This is a genomic window from Candidatus Aeolococcus gillhamiae (assembly GCF_016464765.1).
Lineage (GTDB): Bacteria > Chloroflexota > Dormibacteria > Aeolococcales > Aeolococcaceae > Aeolococcus > Aeolococcus gillhamiae.
Genome location: NZ_JAEKNS010000052.1, coordinates 1 through 20493, shown reverse-complemented (window position 1 = coordinate 20493; position 20493 = coordinate 1). Strand labels below are relative to the sequence as shown.

General features: G+C 69.2%; 23 protein-coding genes. 13 read left to right on the top strand and 10 right to left on the bottom strand.

The genetic code is table 11. The annotated features are described in order from the left end of the window. Positions 1-5: 5 nt before the first annotated feature. Entirely contained in the window at positions 6-992 is a 987-nt protein-coding gene (locus JF886_RS04500) for a class I fructose-bisphosphate aldolase (protein ID WP_337310020.1), read from the bottom strand. Positions 993-1001: 9 nt separating this feature from the next. After that, positions 1002-1220 (bottom strand): hypothetical protein, encoded by a 219-nt coding sequence (locus JF886_RS04495; protein WP_337310017.1) that lies wholly within the window; start codon positions 1218-1220, stop codon positions 1002-1004. A gap of 158 nt (positions 1221-1378) precedes the next feature. Here JF886_RS04495 and JF886_RS04490 point away from each other — a divergent pair, with 158 nt between their 5' ends. After that, positions 1379-2320, top strand: coding sequence for a LysR family transcriptional regulator (locus JF886_RS04490; protein ID WP_337310015.1), 942 nt, complete (start codon positions 1379-1381; stop codon positions 2318-2320). Here JF886_RS04490 and solA read toward each other — a convergent pair. After that, positions 2302-3492, bottom strand: a complete 1191-nt coding sequence (solA, locus tag JF886_RS04485; protein WP_337310013.1) for an N-methyl-L-tryptophan oxidase — start codon at positions 3490-3492, stop codon at positions 2302-2304. The two genes, JF886_RS04490 and solA, sit on opposite strands and share 19 nt — an antisense overlap. Positions 3493-3597: 105 nt before the next feature. Here solA and JF886_RS04480 point away from each other — a divergent pair, with 105 nt between their 5' ends. From JF886_RS04480 to JF886_RS04455, 6 genes are all read left to right on the top strand, one after another. After that, positions 3598-4599, top strand: coding sequence for a transporter substrate-binding domain-containing protein (locus tag JF886_RS04480; RefSeq protein WP_337310011.1), 1002 nt, complete (start codon positions 3598-3600; stop codon positions 4597-4599). 55 nt (positions 4600-4654) lie between these two features. After that, on the top strand, positions 4655-5641 hold the full coding sequence (locus JF886_RS04475; RefSeq protein WP_337310009.1) for an amino acid ABC transporter permease: 987 nt from the start codon (positions 4655-4657) through the stop codon (positions 5639-5641). 13 nt (positions 5642-5654) lie between these two features. Further along, positions 5655-6419, top strand: coding sequence for an amino acid ABC transporter ATP-binding protein (locus tag JF886_RS04470; RefSeq protein ID WP_337310007.1), 765 nt, complete (start codon positions 5655-5657; stop codon positions 6417-6419). A 66-nt stretch (positions 6420-6485) separates the two neighbouring features. After that, complete coding sequence (locus JF886_RS04465; RefSeq protein ID WP_337310006.1) at positions 6486-6938, top strand: VOC family protein; 453 nt, start codon at positions 6486-6488, stop codon at positions 6936-6938. 2 nt (positions 6939-6940) lie between these two features. Further along, positions 6941-8314 (top strand): dihydrolipoyl dehydrogenase family protein, encoded by a 1374-nt coding sequence (locus JF886_RS04460; protein WP_337310005.1) that lies wholly within the window; start codon positions 6941-6943, stop codon positions 8312-8314. 11 nt (positions 8315-8325) lie between these two features. After that, on the top strand, positions 8326-8919 hold the full coding sequence (locus JF886_RS04455; protein ID WP_337310004.1) for a DUF1684 domain-containing protein: 594 nt from the start codon (positions 8326-8328) through the stop codon (positions 8917-8919). Here JF886_RS04455 and JF886_RS04450 read toward each other — a convergent pair. The 5 genes from JF886_RS04450 to JF886_RS04430 form a co-directional block, all read right to left on the bottom strand. Then, positions 8916-10466, bottom strand: coding sequence for a DUF8189 domain-containing protein (locus JF886_RS04450; RefSeq protein ID WP_337310003.1), 1551 nt, complete (start codon positions 10464-10466; stop codon positions 8916-8918). The two genes, JF886_RS04455 and JF886_RS04450, sit on opposite strands and share 4 nt — an antisense overlap. A 193-nt stretch (positions 10467-10659) precedes the next feature. Next, complete coding sequence (locus JF886_RS04445; protein WP_337310002.1) at positions 10660-11340, bottom strand: hypothetical protein; 681 nt, start codon at positions 11338-11340, stop codon at positions 10660-10662. A gap of 93 nt (positions 11341-11433) precedes the next feature. Next, complete coding sequence (locus JF886_RS04440) at positions 11434-12396, bottom strand: ROK family protein (RefSeq protein ID WP_337310001.1); 963 nt, start codon at positions 12394-12396, stop codon at positions 11434-11436. Next, positions 12393-13829: a glucose-6-phosphate dehydrogenase gene (gene zwf / locus JF886_RS04435; RefSeq protein ID WP_337310000.1), complete on the bottom strand. Its 1437-nt coding sequence runs from the start codon at positions 13827-13829 to the stop codon at positions 12393-12395. The genes JF886_RS04440 and zwf overlap by 4 nt, the downstream gene beginning before the upstream one ends. 7 nt (positions 13830-13836) lie before the next feature. Next, positions 13837-14754 carry a hypothetical protein gene (locus tag JF886_RS04430; RefSeq protein ID WP_337309999.1) on the bottom strand — a complete coding sequence of 306 codons (918 nt, stop codon included), beginning with the start codon at positions 14752-14754 and terminating at the stop codon, positions 13837-13839. 63 nt (positions 14755-14817) lie between these two features. On the opposite strand from JF886_RS04430, the gene JF886_RS04425 reads away from it, so the two are divergent. Together JF886_RS04425 and JF886_RS04420 are read left to right on the top strand one after the other, a co-directional pair. After that, positions 14818-15450, top strand: coding sequence for a LysE family translocator (locus JF886_RS04425; protein ID WP_337309998.1), 633 nt, complete (start codon positions 14818-14820; stop codon positions 15448-15450). Between the two features lie 4 nt (positions 15451-15454). Further along, positions 15455-15814 carry an MmcQ/YjbR family DNA-binding protein gene (locus tag JF886_RS04420; protein WP_337309997.1) on the top strand — a complete coding sequence of 120 codons (360 nt, stop codon included), beginning with the start codon at positions 15455-15457 and terminating at the stop codon, positions 15812-15814. Between the two features lie 37 nt (positions 15815-15851). On the opposite strand, the gene JF886_RS04415 is transcribed toward JF886_RS04420, so the two are convergent. Further along, the gene (locus JF886_RS04415) at positions 15852-16220 is read right to left on the bottom strand and encodes a hypothetical protein (protein WP_337309996.1); all 369 of its coding nucleotides are present in this window, start codon (positions 16218-16220) and stop codon (positions 15852-15854) included. A gap of 159 nt (positions 16221-16379) precedes the next feature. Between JF886_RS04415 and JF886_RS04410 the strand changes: the two genes are divergently transcribed. Genes JF886_RS04410 through JF886_RS04400 form a run of 3 tightly spaced genes read left to right on the top strand, consistent with a single transcriptional unit; the run spans position 16380 to position 19333 of the window. Next, positions 16380-17051 (top strand): response regulator transcription factor, encoded by a 672-nt coding sequence (locus JF886_RS04410; RefSeq protein WP_337309995.1) that lies wholly within the window; start codon positions 16380-16382, stop codon positions 17049-17051. After that, the gene (locus tag JF886_RS04405) at positions 17051-18454 is read left to right on the top strand and encodes a sensor histidine kinase (protein ID WP_337309994.1); all 1404 of its coding nucleotides are present in this window, start codon (positions 17051-17053) and stop codon (positions 18452-18454) included. Before JF886_RS04410 ends, JF886_RS04405 begins: the two co-directional genes overlap by 1 nt. A gap of 30 nt (positions 18455-18484) precedes the next feature. Further along, entirely contained in the window at positions 18485-19333 is an 849-nt protein-coding gene (locus JF886_RS04400) for a DUF1206 domain-containing protein (RefSeq protein WP_337309993.1), read from the top strand. Here JF886_RS04400 and JF886_RS04395 read toward each other — a convergent pair. Further along, positions 19323-20207, bottom strand: coding sequence for a 4-(cytidine 5'-diphospho)-2-C-methyl-D-erythritol kinase (locus JF886_RS04395; protein WP_337309992.1), 885 nt, complete (start codon positions 20205-20207; stop codon positions 19323-19325). The two genes, JF886_RS04400 and JF886_RS04395, sit on opposite strands and share 11 nt — an antisense overlap. A 90-nt stretch (positions 20208-20297) precedes the next feature. Here JF886_RS04395 and rpsT point away from each other — a divergent pair. Next, on the top strand, positions 20298-20493 hold a 196-nt coding region (rpsT, locus tag JF886_RS04390), incomplete at its 3' end, for a 30S ribosomal protein S20 (RefSeq protein ID WP_337309991.1).

The window sequence follows — 20493 nt, the reverse complement described above, 5'->3', positions numbered from 1 at the left end:
GCGGCTCAGACGGCGCGGGCGTCAGCGTTGGCACGCGCCCGCGCCACCAGCGCGTCCTGTCCGGCACCAGTACGCTGCGGGTCACCGCGCCAGGCTTGGAGGGCCTCGTCGACCAGCGCGCGTCCGAACGAGAACGACAGCTCCCACGGCTGCGGCCCGAGCGCGTTGATGGCCGCAAGGTGGGCCGTCGCCTGGTCGACACCCTGTCCGCCGGAGAGGAACGCCACCCCGGCCACGGCCGCTGGGACCGTGCTGCGCAGGGTGCGCACCGTGGCCGCAGCAACCTCGTGGGTGCCGGCGCGGGGCTCGCAGTCGCTCCCGGCGAGCACCATGTTCGGCTTCAGCACCGTCCCCTCGAGAACGACCCCCTGTTCGGCCAGCTGTTCAAAAACGGTGTGGAGCACGGTCTGCGTGACCTCCTCGCACCGATCGAGGCCGTGACCGCCGTCCATGAGAACCTCCGGCTCAACGATCGGTGTCAGGCCGGCCTCCTGGACCAGGGCCGCGTACCTGGCCAGGGCATGCGCATTGGCGACCAGCGCACGTCGTGAGGGGAGCCGCTCGCCAATCTGGATCACCGCGCGCCACTTGGTGAATGCTGCGCCCGCGCTCGCGTACAACTCGAGCCGGGCCCGAAGGTCGTCCAGGCCCTCGGTCACGGTCTCCCCGGCAGCATTGGCAAGGGGCTTCGCCCCGGTGTCCACCTTGATGCCTGGGAGCAGCCCGGCCTCACGGCATGCATCCGGAAAGGGGCGCCCGTCGCTCACCTGGGCGGTGAAGATGTCATCGGACAGGATGATCCCGCTGATCGAGTCGGAGAGCCCGGGAGTGGTCAACAGCATCTCTCGATAGGCACACCGCTGCTCGGCCGTCGGAGCGACTCCAGTCGCTTCCAGGCGCTTGTTCATCGTCGCCACACTCTCGTCGGCGGCGAGAATGCCGCGACCGTTTCCGACCATGCTGGCCGCGGTTGCACGAAAGTCCTGACCCACGGCGGTCGCTCAGCTCGCCTGTGTCGCGCAGGAGTCGATGGGCCTGCTGTAGTCCCAGCCGGCGTTGACCCTGGCGATGATCACTGTTTCTCTGCACGTATGGCAGCGTGCCTCGAAGCGATAGCCAAACGAGCCGGTGCGGCGCGTGAACCCGCGGAGATCGTGCCCCGCCTCATCCGCCTCGCTCTTCGCCCCGTCGATCGCGTCGAGCGGATCGGCGTAGGACATGGCGCGCCGCCTAGCCGTGCCGGATCGCTGCATCCGAATGCTCGCGGGCCACGTGCGTGGGGGTCGGCGGACGGCGTTGTAGGGGCATCTCACGAGAGTAGGCGTGGGCTAGAGTGAAGTCCAATGCATTCTCAGGTTACTTTGCATAGAATTTTCTAATGACAACGCGATTGGAGCGTAGCCTGACATTGCGGCAGCTGCGAATCTTCACGAGCGTGGTCGACAACCGCAGCTTCACGAGAGCGGCTCGGGAGCTGTCGCTCACCCAGCCCGCTGTCACTCATCAGATGCAGGCCCTCGCTCGCGCCGTCGGTTACCCCTTGCTTGATCCGGCTCGGCGTGCTCCCGAGCTGACCGCCATCGGACGAGCGCTGTACGAGCGAGCGGCGCGCATCTTGGCCTCGGTCGGTGACGCCGAGCATGCCATCGGAGATCTCGCCGGCCTGCGTGCGGGCACCGTGCGAGTCGCGGGCGACACGACCGTCGGGGTGTACGTCCTGCCGGACGCGCTGGCTGCCTTCCACCACCGCCACCCCAAGGTCGAGCTGAGCCTCGATGTCGTCAATCGCTCGCGGGTGCATGAGCTCCTCGTCGACGGCAGCGCCGATCTCGGTGTCGTCGGCCGCTTGTGGGACGACGGACTCCTCGAAGCCGAGCCGTTCCTCGACAACCAGTTGATGTGCTTCAGCGCCCCGACCCACCCGCTTGTCGAACGCGAGCCTCTGCAGCCACTCGACCTGTTGGATGGCCCGCTGCTGCTCCGCGAGCGCGGCTCCGGCACCCGCGAGTCGGCGGAGCTCATCCTCGCGCACGCGGGCGTACAGGCCGTCTCCACGATGGACATGGCCAGCAACGGCGCGCTCAAGCGAGCCGTGGCGGGCGGCCTTGGGGTGACTGTCCTGTCCACGCATGCCGTCCAGCTGGAGGTGCAACTGGGGCTGCTGCGACCTCTCCGTGTCGAAGGATTCCCGGTGCAGCGGCGCTGGCACGTCATGTGGGTCAGGGACCGCTCGCTGAGCGCCGCCGCGGAAGCGTTCCGAGCGTTCCTGCAGGCGTCGGAGTGGCGGAGCGCTCTCTCGGTTCAGCTGGGGACTGACTGAGGTCGCAACCGCTGCAGGGAAAATGGGCTGAGGTCGACCACAGGCACCTCGCCGGCGACCGTAGCTGCTACCGCCTCGCCGATGGCGGCCGAGTGTTTGAAGCCGTGGCCGGAGCACGGCGAGAGGATGACCACGGACGGGTGCTCGGGATGGCGATCGATGACGAAGTCCCCGTCCGGGGTGGTCGTGTACATGCAGGTGACCGCCCTGATGCAGCGTCGCGCCAGACCCGGCAGGTGGTCCCTGACGATCGCGTCGTAGAACCCGTACAGCTCCCCCGTGCCCACCTCCCTCGAGACGTCGTCGACCGTTGCGCTCGGGACAGCCTGCTCGGCGGCCACCTTGAGCCCGCCGTCCCGGCCGTCGATCGCCGGGAACCCGTAGAACGACACCGGCTGCCTGTCCCAGATGAAGACCGGAAACCTGTCCGGAAGGTAGGGCTCGATCGGTCCGTCGACGGCGTACCAGTGCAATACCTGACGGCTGATGGCGAAATCGCGGGCGTACGGCTCGCCGAGGATCGCGCCGAGCCACGCGCCGGCGGCGAGGACCAGCGTCCCCGCCGCGTAGCGCCCCGCCGTGGTGGTGACCGTGACGCCGTCCGTGTCCTGGACGTACCCGGTCATCGCCTCAACGGTCCGGATCGCCGCGCCCGACCGCCGCGCCAGCTCGAGCTGGGCCGACACCGCGGCCTCCGGCCGGACGAAGCCACCACCAGGCTCGAAATAGCCGCTCTCGTCGCCGCTCAGGCGCAGCTGGGGATATCGACTGCTGATCTCGGCCGCGCTCAGCTCCTCGTGGTCGATCGAGAACGCGCGAGCGGCCTCGATGGTGGTCTCGAGGAACCGCGTCTTGCCGTGGTGACGCGTCTGCAGGCCGGGTGACGCCAGCACCAGCAGGCCGTTGGTGGTCAGCAGCTCGGCGCCCGTCTGTGCCTCGATCTCGCGCCACAGCTGGTGCGAGCGCTGGGCAAGGGGGACGTACGCCAACCCCTCCCCGATCGCCTGCCGGGTGACCCTCGTGTCTCCGTGCGTCGAGCCGAACCGGTGCGGCGGGGAGAGGCGGTCCAGGCCGAGGACGCGGACGCCGCGCCTGGCCAGCTGGTACGCGGTTGCGCTTCCCATCGCCCCCAGCCCGCAGACCACGACGTCGTAGCTCTCCACCGCAGCCATCGTACGAGGGGCGCCGGAGTGGACAGTCAACTCGGCGCCGGTCACAATCCGCCCCCTACCGTCAGGCGTCCGCAACTCCCAGCCACAGTCACGAGGAGCCGCCACATGGGCCGCATCGGGAACCGCGCGCAGAGAGGCATCACGACCGCAATGGTGCTGAGCGTGCTTCTGCTCGCCGCCTGTGGGAGTTCCAACACGACCACCACCACCGCGCCGACCAGCGGCGCCACCGAGATCTCAACGCAGGCGAGCATCGCCGCCGAGGTGCCGAGCGCGATCAAGTCGGGCGGCCCGCTACAGATCGCCTCCGATGCCAGCTACCAGCCGAATGAGTTCGTTGATCCAAGCACCGGACAGGTCAAGGGATGGGACATCGACCTAGCCCAGGCAGTCTGCAAGGTCTGGGGCGTGCAATGCAAGATCAACAACGTCACCTTCGCAGACATCATCCCGGCACTTCTCGAGAGCCCGCCGAAGTACGTGATGGCCTGGTCGAGCTACTCGCCCACCGCACCCCGCGAGGCCAAGGGCATCGACTTCGTCACCTACGCGAAGGTCGGAGAATCGTGGGTGGAGCACGTCGGTGGCCCGACCATCTCGCAGCCCTCCGACATGTGTGGACACACCGTGGCCGTCGAGGGGGGCACGACAGAGGAGTCCGACGCGTGGGGCTACATGGGCGCGAACCCAGGCGGCGGCGCGATCGCCGGTGACACCAACAACTGCAAGACCGCCGGCAAGGCCGACATCACCGTGCAGAGTTTCGGCACCCAGACCCAGGCGGACGCTGCCCTCAGCTCGGGCCGCTCCGACTTCGGCTGGCTCGACGCCTCGGTCTCGTTCTACGAGGCCAAGGTCAGGGCGGGCAAGCTGCAGATCGGCGGTCAGACCTGCGGCATCGCGCCGTACGGCGTGGCCCTTGCCCACAGCTCCGGGCTTCAGCAGGCCACCCAGGACGCGATCAAGTACCTGATCGACCACGGCTTCTACAAGCAGATCCTCGATTCGTGGAATGTGGCCAGCGTGGGCGTGTCCACCAGCGACGTCGCCGTGAACGTCAACACCTCCTCAGGCACGGGGACGCAGGCCTGCGTGCCGAAGTACTGATTGAGGCGACAAGCGACCTGAGCTGAACCAGCAGCCGTCTCTCCCAAGTCGAATCGTGAACACCTCCGCAGATCAGCCGCTCCCAGCGCCGGCGCCGCGCGTGCGGCCGGAGGCGATCAAGGCCATACCGGTTCGCCATCCCTGGCGCTGGGTGTCGGCGGTGGTGGTGCTGGGTCTTGCCGCCCTCGCCATCGACATCCTCGCCACCGCGCCCCAGCTCGATTGGCGCGTGGTGGGCCAGTACCTCTTCAACGCGCAGATCCTTGGCGGCATCGTCGTCACGCTGGAGCTGACCGCGATCGCGATGGTGATCGGTGTTGTGCTTGGGGCCCTGCTCGCCGTCATGCGGCTCTCCAAGAATCCTGTCGTCGCCGCGGTGAGCTGGTTCTACATCTGGTTCTTCCGCGGCACACCCGTATTGGTCCAGATCTTCTTCTGGTTCAACATCGCTGCCATCCTTCCCAAGGTCACCATCGGCATTCCCTTCACGTCGCTGCAGTGGGTGGGCATCACCAACAAGCTCGTCTCCCCCTTCCTGGCGGCCATCCTCGGTCTCGGTCTCAACGAGGCCGCGTACATGGCCGAGATCGTCCGCGCCGGGATCATCTCGGTGGAGCACGGCCAGACCGAGGCCGCTCAGGCCCTGGGCATGACACGTCTGCAGGTGATGCGGCGAGTGGTCCTCCCCCAGGCCATGCGCGTGATCATTCCTCCCACGGGCAACGAGACCATCTCAATGCTCAAGACCACCTCGCTGGCTGTCATCGCCACCGTCGGCGAGCTGTTCTTCGTTCAGCAGCAGATCTCGAACTTCAACTACAACATCATCGAGCTGGTGATCGTGGCCAGCCTCTGGTACCTGCTGATGACATCCATCCTCACCTTCGGCCAGTACTACTTGGAGCGCTATTTCGCACGGGGCGCGTTGCGCCAGCTGCCTGAAACACCTCTGCAGAGATTGCGCCGGACTCTCTTCCACTTCCGTGGCGCAGCACCCCCGGCGGCGGACGATGTGACCATCACCGCGAAACCACACGGATGACGGGGATCAGCTGATGGCCACGCCAATGGTGCAGGCAGAGGCGGTGCACAAGAACTTCGGACGGCTCGAGGTGCTGCGCGGCATCGACCTGGAGGTGGCGCCGAAGGAGGTCATGTGCATCATCGGGCCGTCCGGCTCGGGCAAGAGCACGTTCCTACGGTGCATCAACCACCTCGAGAAGATCGATGCGGGGAAGCTCTCGGTCGACGGTGAGCTGGTCGGGTACAGGCAGCGCGCTGACAAGCTCTACGAGTTGCCCGATCGCGAGGTGTGCCGTAAGCGCGCCGAGATCGGCATGGTGTTTCAGAGCTTCAATCTGTTCCCCCACATGACCGCTCTCGCCAACCTGGTCGAGGCTCCGATGCGGGTGAAGGGAGAGTCGAAGGCTCTGGCCGTCGATCGTGGTCGCGCGCTTCTCGACCGGGTCGGACTAGGCGACAAGGTCGACACCTATCCGAGGCAGCTCTCCGGAGGTCAGCAGCAGCGCGTCGCGATCGCGCGAGCGCTGGCCATGCAGCCCAAGCTGATGCTCTTCGACGAGCCCACCTCTGCGCTGGACCCGGAGCTGGTGGGTGAGGTGCTCGAGGTCATGCGCGGGTTGGCGCACTCCGGCATGACGATGATCGTGGTCACCCACGAGATCGGATTCGCGCGAGAGGTGGGTGACGCGCTCGTGTTCATGGACGGAGGGGCCGTCGTCGAGGCCGGCGCCCCCCGCGAGATCCTCGCCAACCCCCAGCACGACCGGACGAAGGCGTTCCTGGCAACCGTGCTCTGAGCGCGCCCACGGCCTGCCCCGCGCCGGCTCTGCCTGAAGGCATGGTCGGCGGGGTACGCTGGGCCGATGCGCGTGAAAGAGCTCGGCCACGCAGTCCTCTATGTCCATGACATCCAGCGCTCGTCGGCGTTCTATCGCGACGTCCTCGGCTGGACGCAGATCTCCACGCCGGACCCGCGCTTCCCGGCCGCCGCCTTCTCGGGCGGCCGCACCCACCACGAGCTGCTGCTCATCGAGGTCGGTGCGGCGGCACAGGAGATCCCGTCCGGCCGGCATGTCGGCCTGTACCACCTCGGCATCAAGATCGGCGACAGCGACGACGAGCTCCGCGAGGCGGTGGCCCGATGCAAGGAGGCGGGCGTGCGCATCGTCGGCCTGAGCGACCACACCGTCAGCCACAGCCTGTACGTCCTCGATCCCGACGGCAACGAGCTCGAGCTCTACATTGACGTTCCCGGGGTGGACTGGAAGAACAACCCGTCCGCGGTGATGGCGCCGACCCGTCCGCTGGCCCTGTAGCGGTGGCGCCGGGCGGGGGGGACGCGTTCGACGTCATCTGCATCGGCGCCGGGACAGTGTCCGAGGGCATGGCCAGCGAGCTGAAGGGAACCGGCATCAGCTTCGCGGTGGTCGAGCGCGAGCTCGTCGGTGGCGAGTGCCCGTACTGGGGGTGTATTCCCAGCAAGACGTTGCTTCGTTCCGCGGAGGTGCTCGCCGAGGCGGAGCGCGCTCGCGAGCTGGCCGCCTCGCGCGTGGAATGGGATGTCGACTTCACCAAGATCGCCCGGCGCACCCACTACATCGCCCGCGATGAGGACGACACCAAAGCCACCGAGGCACTGGAGGACCAGGGCGCCACGATCATCCGCGGTGACGGCCGCCTGACCGACGCGCACACCGTGATGGTCGGCGACCGCCAGCTCACCGCACGCAGGGGCATCGTCATCGGCACCGGCACCTCCGCCGCGATTCCGCCTATCGAGGGCATCGACAGCGTCCCCTACTGGACCAACCGCGAGGCGACTCTGGTGCGCCAGCTGCCCCGCTCGATGGTGGTGCTCGGCAGCGGACCCATCGGCGCCGAGCTCTCCCAGGCATTCGCCCGGTTCGGCTGCACCGTTCACGTGGTCGAGGCCGTTGACCGCTTGATCCCCGGCGAGGAAGAGGAGGCGTCGGACGAGCTGGCCAAGGCGTTCGAGGAGGACGGCATCCGGGTCCACCTGTCGGCGCGGGCTGTCGCTGTCGAAAGCGCGGGCGACGGCATCCAGCTCCGCCTGGAGTCCGGCGAGACACTCACCGGTGAGCGCCTCCTCGTCGCCGCGGGCCGGCGGCCCAAGCTGAATGGGCTCGACCTCGGGGCGGCCGGCATCGCCACCACCGAGAAGGGCTGGATCAAGGTGGACGACCAGACCCTGCTTGCGGCGCCGGGCATCTGGGCGGGAGGTGACGTCACGGGGATCGGTGCCTTCACCCACCTTGCCTGGTATCACGGCAAGGTCATCGGCAGGCAGCTCACCGGCAAGGAGGCTGTGGCCGACCACCGCGCCATCCCGCGAGTGACCTTCACCGACCCGGAGATCGCGTCAGTGGGGCTGAGTGAGGCCAACGCGCGCAAGCAGCTGTCCAACGTGCGCGTGGTCTGCGCCGACTCTGGCAACGGCACGCGCGGGTACATCAACGGTCCACCAGGAGGCGTGATCAAGCTGGTCGCTGACATGGAGCGCAAGGTCCTCGTCGGCGCGCTCGTCGTCGGCCCGCGCGCCGGCGAGATGATCGCCGAGCTGACTCTGGCGATCAGGGCTCTAATATCGCTCGCCGTCCTCGAGGACACGCTGCACGCGTTCCCGACGTTCTCACGCGATCTTGACGGTCTCTTTCCGCAACTCGTCGACTGAAGCGGAAAAGCATGGACGCGCCGGCGGCGGTGCAGCTCGCGGAATGGCGGCGGACGGTGAACGAGCTGTACGCTGAGGTTCGCGCGCTGGGTCCGGGTGAGCCGGCGTGGCTGCGGTGGCGTGCCGGCAAGGAGCGTCTCTACCGAGACCATCCGCAATCGCCGGTGGCCGCGGATCGACGCGCGGGGTATCGCTTCGACTGCTTCGCGTACGATGCCTCGATGCGAGCTCTTGCCGAGCTGGCTCCGATCAGCCCGCGCCATCTCGACGGCGATGACGAGGTGCCGGGGATGACCCACATCGGCACGCTGCGGTTCTCTCTGAACGACGCGGAGCACGAGCTCGGCGCGTACTGGCTCGACGGCTACGCAGGCGGGCTCTTCGTCCCCTTCGCCGACACCACCTCTGGGGCCGAAACGTATGGCGGCGGACGCTACGCGCTCGACACCGCCAAGGGCGCCGACCTGGGCACCGACGGTGATCGCATCGTGCTCGACTTCAACTTCGCGTACGCACCGTCGTGCGCGCACGATCCGCGCTGGCGCTGTCCGCTGGCGCCGGGCACAAGCAGGTTGGCCGCCACGATCCGCGCCGGCGAGCGCTAGCCGGCGCGCACCGCGACCGGCCCGTTCCAGCGTCCGCCCGCCCACCACGCCTCGAACATGAGGCCACCGCCGCCGGTCCAGAAGACGATCTGCGTGCTGGCGTCGGTGGTGACAGTTGCTGTCGGCGACGACAGCAGCGGGCTGGCGCCTCCGAATGCCGCGGCGGTCAAGTCCGAGGGACCGTTCCAGGCGCCGGTGAACCATGCCTCGTGCAGGTGCTTGTCGGCGCCCTGCCAGAACACCAGCTGGGTGAGCCCGTCCGGAGTGACCGTCACCGACGGTGCGCCGGCGAGGGCGCCGAAGTTGCCGAACTGCCGCGGTCCGTTCCACTGCCCGGTGAACCACGCCTCTGTGAGGAGCCCGTTGGTCGCCTTCCAGAAAACGGTCTGGGTGGTGCCGTCGGGAGTCACGGCGACGTTCGGCGCGGACGCCATGGTTCCCAGGCTGACGAGGTCGATCGGACCGTGCCATGAGCCGGCCGCGTACCAGGCTTCCCAGACGCGGTTGTCCGGGCCGCGCCAGAACACAAGCTGCGAGCCGTCCTTGGTGGTGACCGCGCTCGGCGCTGAGGTCATGCCGCCCAGCCCACCCCAGGTGGCCGTCAGGTCGGCGGGCCCGTGCCACGAACCCGAATACCACGCCTCATAGAGGTGGCCGTTGGCCCCCTGCCAGAACACGGTCTGCGTCAACCCGTCCTTGCTGATCGCCACGCTCGGGGCTGACACCAGGGTGCCGAACTGACCGAAGTCGGCCGGACCGTGCCAGGCACCACCGGCGTACCAGGCTTCGGTCAGCTGGTTGGCGGTTCCCTTCCAGAAGACGGTCTGCGTCGAGCCGTCGGGTGTGACCGCCGTGCTCGGCGCCGAGGACGCGTGCACGGGAAGGGGCGAAGCCGGGGCAGCGACGGCCGGACCGGCACGCAGCCATCCGATCACGGGGTCGTTGCCGAGCGCAGCGACGGTGGTCCCGCTCAACGCTTGAGTCCACTGCCCCGCAAGGGTGCCGTTGAGGGTGAAGTTCTGATGGACCGCGGTCACGCCGCTCGCCGTCACCGAGCTCACCACCGCGACGTGGCCCGTCGGATTTGTCGCCGTCGCGGCGAACACGAGGAGGTCGCCGTGCTGGGGCGGCGTCGCGCCGCCGTTGGGGTTCTGCGAGAGCGGAACCGGCATGGTCGGGCCGGCGGTCCACATGTCCGCGGCCTTGCTGATCGGCCACTGCGCCGGCTCGCCGAACTTGTAGTACGCCCAGCGCTGGGCGAGCTCGGTGCACTCGTATTTGAGACCGAACGTACCCATCTGATCCTGGCTCTGGGTGCCGTTGCTGTACACGTTGAGGTCACCGAGCCCAGCATCCGTACCAGCCCACTGCGCGCCCGAGATGAGCACCGTGCCAAAGGGTATGGCTGCGGCGTGAACGGCCACCGTGCTCATCCCGAGCGCCGCCCCGAGGGCAACGACCGCGATGAGAGCGCGAGCCGCACGCCTGCTGACAGCGCGGCGCGCGGCGACTCGGTGACGGTGCGAGAGGGTACGTGCGAAGAACATGGGGACGCCTCAAAGAGATGGGTCGATCGGGTCCTGCGCGTCGGGCCCGGTCGGGCGCCCCAGGCGTTTGCGTCAGCCTGTGCTCCGCGAGGATGGGGTCACGCTAGCAACGGCAAGGCCACGCCGAAGGGGCATGCAACCGCCCCGTGACCACGCCGTACGCGAACGGTCAGAGAAGCAGGGTGTTCCGCGACTAGCAGGTGGTGGGAGCGCCTGAGCTGAGGGTGTTCATCCGGCTGCCGCAGTACGTGTCGTCCGCAAGCCACGTGCCGCCCTGGCGGACGAACAGCACCACCATGTTCTCGGTCCCGCTGGAGAGCGTCAGGGATACCTGGACGGCGGCACGGTCGGGGTTGCCCTGGTCTCCCGGTGGCAGCAGCGTGTCGTTCTGCTGCGCGAAGGCTGACGAGTATGTGGACGGGCACCGGCACAGGGGTTGGGGGGTCGACGCGTTGTGGGTGCGCCACTGATTGGCGGCGCCGATGAGGTGCGACGTGACCGGGCAGCCCGTGTACGTGCCGTTGGCCCCGCACTCCGACCCGGTGCCCGATCCATTGGCTGGAAAAAGCAGTCCCGCCTGTTGGGTGGGTGTGTTCTGGGGCGTGATCGTGGCGGTGGGCGTCGGCTTGGGCGTTGCCGTGGGAGGCGCGGTCGCCGTGGGCGTCGGGCTGGGAGTCGGCGTGTCACTCGGGGACGGGCTCGCAGACGCCGACGCTGATGGCGTGACGATCGCCTGCGGGGTCGGCGACGGTGCCGGCTTGCGCGTGGCCAGCACGATGGCGGCGAGGACGAGGCCGACGACCACGACCGCGCCGGCAATGACCACAAGCCGTTGCCATGTCCAGCGCGAGGGTGGCAGTCCGCCCGGTGCCACGGGGAACCCTCGCGCCCCCGGCGGTCCGGGCGTCCCCGGCGGCGGTGGCGGGGCTGGCGGGTCGACTGGCGGTCCCATGTCCATTGCCGGAGGCTACCCGTTGCCAGCCGGGCTCGACTGGCCGAAACTCTTGACCGCCCAGGCGACGGCGCCGACCAGCCCGGCGTCGGTGCCCAGCTCGGCTTCGACGATGCGACACTGCTCAGCAGGCACCGCGAATGCCATCTCACCCACCGCGGCGCGCAGCGGACCGAACAGCAGCTCACCCGCGTTGATGAGCCCGCCCCCGATGGCGATCGCCTCCGGGGAGAACAGGTTGATCAAGCCGCCGACGGCGCGCCCCAGGCTGCGCGCCGCGGTGGTGAAGATGCGCAGCGCCACCTCGTCACCGGCGTGCGCAGCGTCCTGTACGGCCCTGCCGTCGATGGCGTCGGGCGCGAGCTCGGACAGCGAGGTGAACTCGCCTGCCTCCACCGCCCGCCGCGCCGACCTGGCGATGGCGGTGCCGCTGGCGGTGCCCTCGAGGCACCCGGGGTGACCCTCGCCGCACGGCGGCTGGTCGGGGCTCAACGGCATGTGGCCGATCTCCCCGGCGGTTCCGGACTTCCCGGCGTACAGGTCGCCACTGATGATCAGCGCACCACCGACTCCCGTGCTCGCGGTGATGAAGATGAAGTCGGTTGTTCCGCGGCCCGCGCCGGCGACCCACTCCGCGTAGCCGGCGAGGTTGGCGTCGTTGTGGATGACGACCTCGCAGCCGATCCGGCTGCGCAACGCGGAAGCCGCCTCGAAGTTGTCCCAGCCGCGCAGCTGCGGGGCCGCGTACACGATGCCTCGCCGCGGGTCCAGGGGGCCTGGGATGCCGATCGCCAGCCCGTCGACCTGCCTGCCCCCCGCAGCCTCGGCGACACAACGCGCGATCGCCTCGACGACGGCGGCCGGTCCGTCCTGACCGGGAGTCGCGGAGTGCGTCGGCGCGGCATGGGTGTAGGTGCCGGTGGCGACGGCGGCACGAATGTTGGTGCCGCCGAGGTCGACACCGATGAGCGTGCTCATCCGGCGTCGCCGACGTGGGCGTTGTGCCAGTGCAGCGGTTCGACCAATCGGTCTGCCTCCTTTGGTCCCCAGGACCCGGCGCGGTAGGGCACGATCGGCGGAGGCGCATCGAGCACGGGCTGCACCACCTGCCAGCCGCGCTCCACCTCGTCCTCGCGGATGAACAGTGTGTGATCGCCGTTCAGCGCGTCGTGGAGCAGCCGCTCGTACGCCTCCGGCGGGGAGGCCTTGAACGAGCTGTCATAAGTGAAGCTCATCTTCACGTCCTGGAGATGAACCTCCGGTCCGGGGACCTTGGCGACGAAGGTCACCGCAATGCCCTCGTCCGGTTGGACGTGCACGACCAGGCGATTGCTGTCGACGGAGCGCACACCGAGACGCTGGAAGAGATGCAGCGGGACGTCACGAAAGGTGAGCACGATGCGGGTGTCGCGCTCGGCCATGCGCTTGCCGGTGCGGACGAAGAAGGGGACGCCGGACCAGCGCCAGCTGTCGATGCACAAGCGCATGGCCGCGTACGTCTCGGTGGTTGAATGGCGGTGGACACCCGGCTCGCGGCGATAACCGGGGACGCGTTTGCCGTCCACGACACCGGCTGTGTACTGGCCGCGAACCACCTCGTCGGGCGTGATCGGCTTGAGCGCGCGCAACACCTTAACCTTCTCGTTGCGAATCGACTCGGCGTCAAACGAGATCGGCGGTTCCATCGCGGTGATCGCCAGGACCTGGAAGAGGTGGTTCTGCACGATGTCGCGGATCGCACCGGTCTGCTCGTAGAACGCGCCGCGCTGCTCGACACCGAGCGACTCGGCAACGGTGATCTCCACTCGGGCGATGGCGTCGCGGTTCCAGACGCGCTCGAACACGGAGTTTCCGAAGCGGAAGACCAGCAGGTTCTGCACGGTCTCCTTGCCGAGGTAGTGATCGATGCGGAAGATTTGCGGCTCGGGAAGGACGGCGTGGATGGCGTCGTTGAGCGTGCGCGCCGACTCGAGGTCGTGCCCGAAGGGCTTCTCGATGATCAGCGAGGTTCCGTCGGCTAGGTCGGAGTCGCCGATCCCGTGGATCAGGGAGGTGAATGCGGACGGCGGGACCGCCAGGTACACGAGGCGGCGGTTGCGCTTCAGCGCGGCACGCAGGTCACGCAGGTTTTCCCTGGGGTCGAGGGACACGAAGCGCAGCCGCCTGGTGAACTCGTCCAGCGACCTCTGGGTGGGCTTGGTCCGCGAGAAGGTGCGAACGGCCTTGCGCGCGAAATCGATGAAGGCCTCCTGGTCCATCGTCACCGGAGCGGCCCCGACGATGTCGCCGCGCTTGGGCAGCAGACCCTCCTTGGACAGGTTGTAGAGCGCGGGAAGGAGCTTGCGCGCGCTGAGGTCGCCGCTTGCCCCGAACACCACGACATCCTGGTCCGGCGGCGGGCGCAGCCCCATCGCGATGTCAGCGACCGCGCATGTGGCGTGTGATGGATCCGCCGAGGCCGATGATCACCGCGAGGAGCGCCGTGATGACCGTGATGATCACCACCGGCAGCTCCGCGGCGGACGTTGAGTAGGTGTACACGGCGAGGATGGCGGCGGCGAGGAGTCCGAGCATGCTGAAGCTGAGCAGCGTGATCACCGCCTTGGTGGCGCCGTCGAGCGCGGGGGTGCCCCGTTGCGTCGCCGCGACCGATGGTGCGATCGGCGGGAACGGGAACCACTGCCGCTGCGCCGCGCCGGCGAGCTGCAGGAGCAGGACGGCGAGGAAGGTGAGGCCGGTGGCGGTGACCACCGGTCCGACAGACGCGGGCGTGGTGTACGTGTACACCGCCAGGATTCCGGTGATCAGCAGGCCGACCCCCACGATACTGAGCCCGAGCACGGTGGTCCAGGTGAGCGCGTTCCACGCCGGCAGCTCGACGCGTTCCCAGAGCGGAGGGAAGGGTGCGCGCTCGTATGGAGCCACCAGCTCGGTGTACATGCTCGGCGGCACGGTCACGCCGGACACCCTCGCCTGCAGTCCGTATCCCACCTGCTGGGGGTCGAACGGGGTCGGCTCGGCGAGGAGCCCCGGCTGCGGCCCGGGGTAGAGCCGCCTCTCCTCCCTGCGCCCGTCGACGAAGGTCAGGCGCAGCAACCCGCACGTCTGGCAGTGCCACGCCGAGATGGGCAGGCCGCCGAGCACGGGTCCGTAGTAGGTCGAGGTCCGGCGCGTGCCCTCGGGCCCGATCGCACCCTGGTACGTCGAGAACTCGTGGGCCATCACCCCGACCACCGGCGCCGGGTGGGAGCAATCCTCCGGTCGGGGCGGAGAGGTGGCGGGCGCGTCGGCGGCCACGGCGCGGGCGGAACCGTCAGTTGGCGTCTGCGCAGCCACGAGGCCGGATTGTACCGGCGGCGAGCGGGGGCACCACGGAACCCGGCTTCCTAGAATGGGGAGGTGACCTGGCCAACGTACGGCACCTTCGTGATCTTCGCGGCCATTGTCGTCATCGCCCCCGGGCCGGACTTCGCCGTGGTTGTCAGGAACTCACTGGCCCGTGGCCGCACCGCGGGATTCTTCACCAGCCTCGGTGTGGTGATCAGCTGCCTGCTCCAGGGCACGCTGGCCGCCTTCGGGGTGGGCCTGGTGATCGCCCGTTCGCAGCCGCTCTTCCTGGCCATCCGGTGGGCCGGGGTCGCCTATCTCGGCTATCTCGGCGTCCAGGCATTGCTGGCGGCGCGCCGCGGCGCCGGCTGGGAATCCGCAAACACAGAGGCTGTGCCTCGCACGCGGCGGCTCGCGGCGCTGCGCCAAGGCTTCCTCTGCAATATCACCAATCCCAAGGTGCTCGCCTTCTACCTGTCGGTGCTGCCGCAGTTCCTCGGCCACGCCGGCACCCCGACCATCGATGCGCTGGCGCTGGCGTACACACACGCGGTGCTGGGAGTTGTCTGGTTGTTCGCGCTGGTCGCGTTCCTGCATCACGTCCGCGCGTGGATCCAGAGGCGCCGGGTGCGCCGCGGCCTCGACGCCATGACGGGCACCGCGCTGATCGGCTTCGCCTCCGCGCTGGCGGTGGAGAGCCGCTGAGCGGATGGCGAGCAAGCAGGTCGCCGACACCCTCGCCGCGCATGCGCTCGGCCTTCCCGATGCGTGGCAGGATTTTCCATGGGAGGGTGACCGCGTCGCCAAGGTCCGCAAGAAGATCTTTGCGTTCCTCGCCTCCGATGACACCGGCAGCCTGGGGGTCAAGCTTCCGGAGTCCGGGGGCTTCGCCCTCTCGCTGAGCTGTGCCAAGCCGATGGCCTACGGGCTGGGGCGGCACAGCTGGGTGACGTTGCAGCTGGGTGATCCCAGTGCCCCCGACGTCGAGGTGCTCCGCGAGTGGGTGACGGAGAGCTACCGCGCCGTCGCGCCGAAGACCCTCATCAAGCGTCTGGACGCCGCCGGGTGAGAGGAGCGGACAATCCGCCCCTCTCTCGGCGCGAGGGTCAGTTGTTGCCGCTCTGCTCGGTCTGCGCGTTGGCGCTGGTGTCGGCGTAGCCGCCAGGCCCATCACCAGCGGCGTTGGGAGCTTCGGCAGCCGTCGATGGGGCCTCCGCTGCCCCGGTCGTGTCCGGGGCGCCACTCTGGTCCTGCGTGGTGTCAGGGTCCGGTGCCCCGGCGGCAGGGGCGGTGTCCGCCGGTTGGTTCGCAGCCGGCACAGCGACGGTTGGCGAGGCGGTGAGGTGCACCTTCGCTGCTCCGCCACCACTCGCTGCGATGTAGCCGCCGACGCCGGCCGCGGCGATCAGCGCTCCACCGGCGCCAAGCACGATGCGCCGCCGCATGTTCGGTCGATCAGTGTCGTGAGCGCTCATCTGTCGTCCTCCTGGAATGTTGCCCGCTCCCGCCCCGCAGTGAGCGGCGCATCGGCGGGTCGTCCATATGAGGATCGGCGAGCAGCCTCAACGCCCCCTAAAGCCTGTCGGCCACTTCCGTTTAGAGGGTCTTTAGCTCGCCGAGGGCAGAATCGGACCATGCGCATCCTGATCGTCGAGGACGACCGCCGCCTCCTCTCCATCCTGCAACGCGCGCTGCGCGAGGCGGGCATGGCGGTCGATACCGCCGAGGATGGGGAGGAGGCAGCCGCCGCGGCAACCACCACCGAGTTCGACGTCATCGTGATGGATGTGATGCTGCCCCGACTCGATGGAATTGCCGCCACCAAGCTGCTCCGCGATCGGCATGTGCGGACGCCGATCCTGATGCTCACCGGTCGGGACACCGTCGACGACCGTGTGCGAGGCCTGGAAGCGGGCGCCGACGACTACCTGGTCAAGCCATTCGCGCTCCGCGAGGTGGTGGCCAGGATCCGCGCGCTGACGCGGCGTCACCTCGACGATCGTGCCGCGATCCTGCGAGCCGGTCAGGTCGAGCTGGACACCGCGGCTCATCTGCTGACGGTTGGCGGACAGGTCGTCCCGCTGACCGCCAAGGAGTTCTCGATCCTCGAGTACTTCCTGCTCAACAAGGGCAGGCTGCTGACCAGAACCCAGGTCCTCGAGCACGGCTGGCCGTACGACTTCAACGGCGGTCGCAACCTCGTCGAGGTGTACATCGGCCGGCTGCGCCAGAAGCTGGTGGCGGCCGGCACCGAGGATCCATTCGTCACCGTCCGTGGCTCCGGCTACCGCTACCGCGATCCCTGATGCGCACCTCGCTCAGCACCCGCGGCCGGCTGTCAGTGCTGGCCATGGCGGCGGTGGCACCGGCACTGATCATCGCCAACGTCGCCCTGCTGCTCTCCACCAGCGCGGCGGCCAGCTCGGAGGTGGAGCACGACCTGGTGGCGCAGGCGACCCTCCTCGAGGCGGGAATCGATGACTCCAACGGACACCTCTCCTTCGGCGCCACCGGCACCGGCGCCGGACCGGTGACGGCCAACGCGGTGATCATCAGCGCGGGGCGGGTCGTCGCCTCGGCGGGGACGGATCCGATCCCGCAGGCGGCAGCGCTGGCGATCGCGGCGCGGTCGGCTGCGGCTGGAGTACCGGTGTTCGCCGACACCACCGACTCGGCCGGCACGCCGGAGCGTGTCTACGCGAACGCGCTGGGTGCCGGCGACCCTGCGGCTCCCGGGACCATCGTGGTGAGCCGGTCGGTCGGCGCCCTGGTGGACTCGCAGCGCCAAACGCTGCTCATCGCGCTGATGCTCTCCCTGCTCACGCTCGGCCTCACCGGCCTGATCGCGCGCTGGCTGGCCGGGAGGGTGCTCCGGCCGGTGCGCACCATCGCCGGCCTGGCCCGGACCATCAGTGAGAGGGACCTGCATCGCCGCGTGAACGTCGCCGTCCCGCCGGACGAGCTCGGCGACCTGGTGGGCACGTTCAACGGGATGCTCTCTCGGCTGGAAACCGGCTTCGACACCCTGCAGCGGTTCACCGCGGATGCCTCGCACGAGCTGCGCGCGCCGCTGGCGATCATGAAGGCGGAGTTGGAGTTGAGCCTCAGCCGCATCCGGGCCGTGCCCGAGTACCGGCAGAGCCAGCGCCGCCTGCTCACCGAGGTGGAGCACCTGACCCAGATCGCCGAACGACTGCTCCTGCTGGCGCGTGCCGACGCAGGCACCCTGGTCGCCGCGCGCGCGGCGGTGGACGTCAACGACCTCCTCACCGAGGCCGCCGAGCGATGGCGGACGGCCGGGGGGCGCAAGCACGTGACCGTCACGTCTGACGCCGCCACCGCGGCGAGCGTGCCAGGGGATGCCGCCCTGCTCCGCCAGGTTATAGACAATCTCGTCGATAACGCGATCAGGTACGCGCCACCGGGCAGCACCGTGGCGCTGCAGGCAAGCGAAGCCGACGATGGCATCGCCATCGAGGTGGCTGACTCCGGACCGGGCATCGCGCCCGAGATGCGTCCGATGCTGTTCGACCGGTTCTTCCGTGCCAGTGCGGCGCGCACGCCCGGCGGTCAGTCGGGGGGCGCCGGCCTCGGGCTCGCTGTCGCCTCGTCCATCGCGGGCGCCCATGACGGCGCGCTGGCCTACGTCGACGCGCCCGCGGGGGCGCTGTTCCGCCTGTGGCTGCCGTTTCGGCGGTCGGGTACCTGAGCCGCGGTACCGGCGATGTACCGTGGCGGCGTGAGCCCATCGCCGCCAGCAGGAGCGCAGCGCGGTGAGGCGATCGCGGGCCGCGCGCTCGACGACAAGTGGGGGGAGCGCGTCGCGCGTGCCGGGCTGCTCAGCCGCGCGGTCAACTACCTCGTGCTCGGAGCGCTGGTCACCGCCGTCCTGCTCGGCCGCGGCAACGCGGAGTTGGACAGGCGCGGCGCCATCGAAAGCCTCTCCGGTGGCGTCGCGGGTCACGTGATGCTGGTCCTGCTCTGCATCGGCTTCGCGTCGTACATCGCCTGGCAGCTTCTGCGTGCCGTCACCCGACGAAAGGACCAGAGCGAGCTGGCCAACGCGGGCCGGCGCCTGCTCGCGCTGGGGACTGCGGTCGTGTACGCCGCCTTCCTGTTCACCGCACTGCGCGTGCTGATCGGCTCGGGGACCAAGTCCCCGCAGAGTGACCAGGATTCGTGGACGGCGAGGCTGCTCAGCGCCGGCGGCGGCCGCGTCGTCGTTGCCGCGGCGGGTGTCGCGATCATCGGAGTGGGCTTCGCGCTCTTCGGCTACGCGGCAAGTCGAAAATTCGAGTCGCCCCTGGACAAAGGCGCAATCAGCAGGCCGCTGCAACGCGTCGCCACCATCCTCGGCGTCGCGGGTCAGTCCGCCCGCGGCCTGGTGTTCGGCATCATCGGCGGTTTCGTGTTGAGCGCCGCGCTCGCCGACGACGCCAGCCGGTCCAAGGGACTCGACGCCAGCCTGCGCGCGCTCGCCGCCCAGCGTTTCGGGGCCATCGTCCTGAGCGTCGTGGCACTTGGGTTCCTGGCGTTCGGGCTGTACTCGCTCCTCGACGCCAGGTACAGGAAGGACTTCAGCCGCTGACGGTCCGGCATGCTCGCGCCGGGAAGCCGGCGGCGCTGGCGGCGCCGGCCAGCTCCGCAGCATGGGCGGCGTTCTCGGCGAGCGCGAACGCCGCTCCCCCACTGCCCGTGAGGTGCCAGCGCGCCTCGGTCACCGCCGCACGCAGCGCCAGCAGGCGCTCATCCAGCAGCGGATTGGCGCGACAGGCGGCGTCCTCGAGACCGCTACCGAGCACGTCATCAGCCGGGACCTGCCCCGATTGCAGCGCCGCGGCGACAGTGTCCACCCGGGTCGTGTCCTCGAGGTCAAGGTTCTCCACGGCCGCGTACGCGGCAGCGGTGTTGCCCGCACCCGCGATCGCGACGGTGAGATGAAGAGACGGGGCCGCGACGGCGTCGAGCCGTTCACCGCGGCCGCGCATCCGTTGCGTGCCGCCCCGGATCAGCATCGGGACGTCCGACCCCAGCGAGGCGCCCAGATCGTGCAGGGACGTGCGCGCGAGGGCGACAGCACGTTCGGCGCCGAACTCTCCCCTGTCGAGCAGTGACGCGCAGCCGCGCAGCACGGCGGCAGCATCCGCCGAGCCGCCACCGAGACCCGCCTCGCTGGGGATGCGCTTGTCGAGCCACAGGTCGATCTGCAGCGGACCTGCCACCGCCGCGATCGCCGCGGCCGCGCGGGCGGCGAGGTTGTCGTCGGTGGCGGGCAGCACACCGCCGTCGCCGCCCACCCGCAATCGCACGGTGGTGGCCTCGGCCGGCGAGAGCCGAATTCCCACCAGGTCGTGCCAGTCGATGGTCGCCGCCACCGAGTCGATGTCGTGAAACCCGTCAGGGCGCCGCCCGCGAACGGCCAGGCAGAGATTCACCTTGGCGTAAGCCGGGATGAGGAGCATTGGGTCGCTGATATACTCCGCGGACCGCGCCGGCCGTCTGCGCGCAGCTCCCGCAGGTGCGGTTGCCCATCTCATTCGACAGGAAGACACGTGGCCAATTCCCGTTCAGCCCGCAAGCGCATCCGCGCCAACGAGCGAAAGCACGTCCGCAATCGCGGAGTGCGGTCCTCGGTGCGCACCTACGTCGGCAAGGCGCGCCAGTCGCTGCTCAGCCTCGAACCCGGCAACACCGTCGACGTCGAGGAGCAGCTCAAGGCCGCGGTGCGCGCCCTCGACCGTGCGGCCG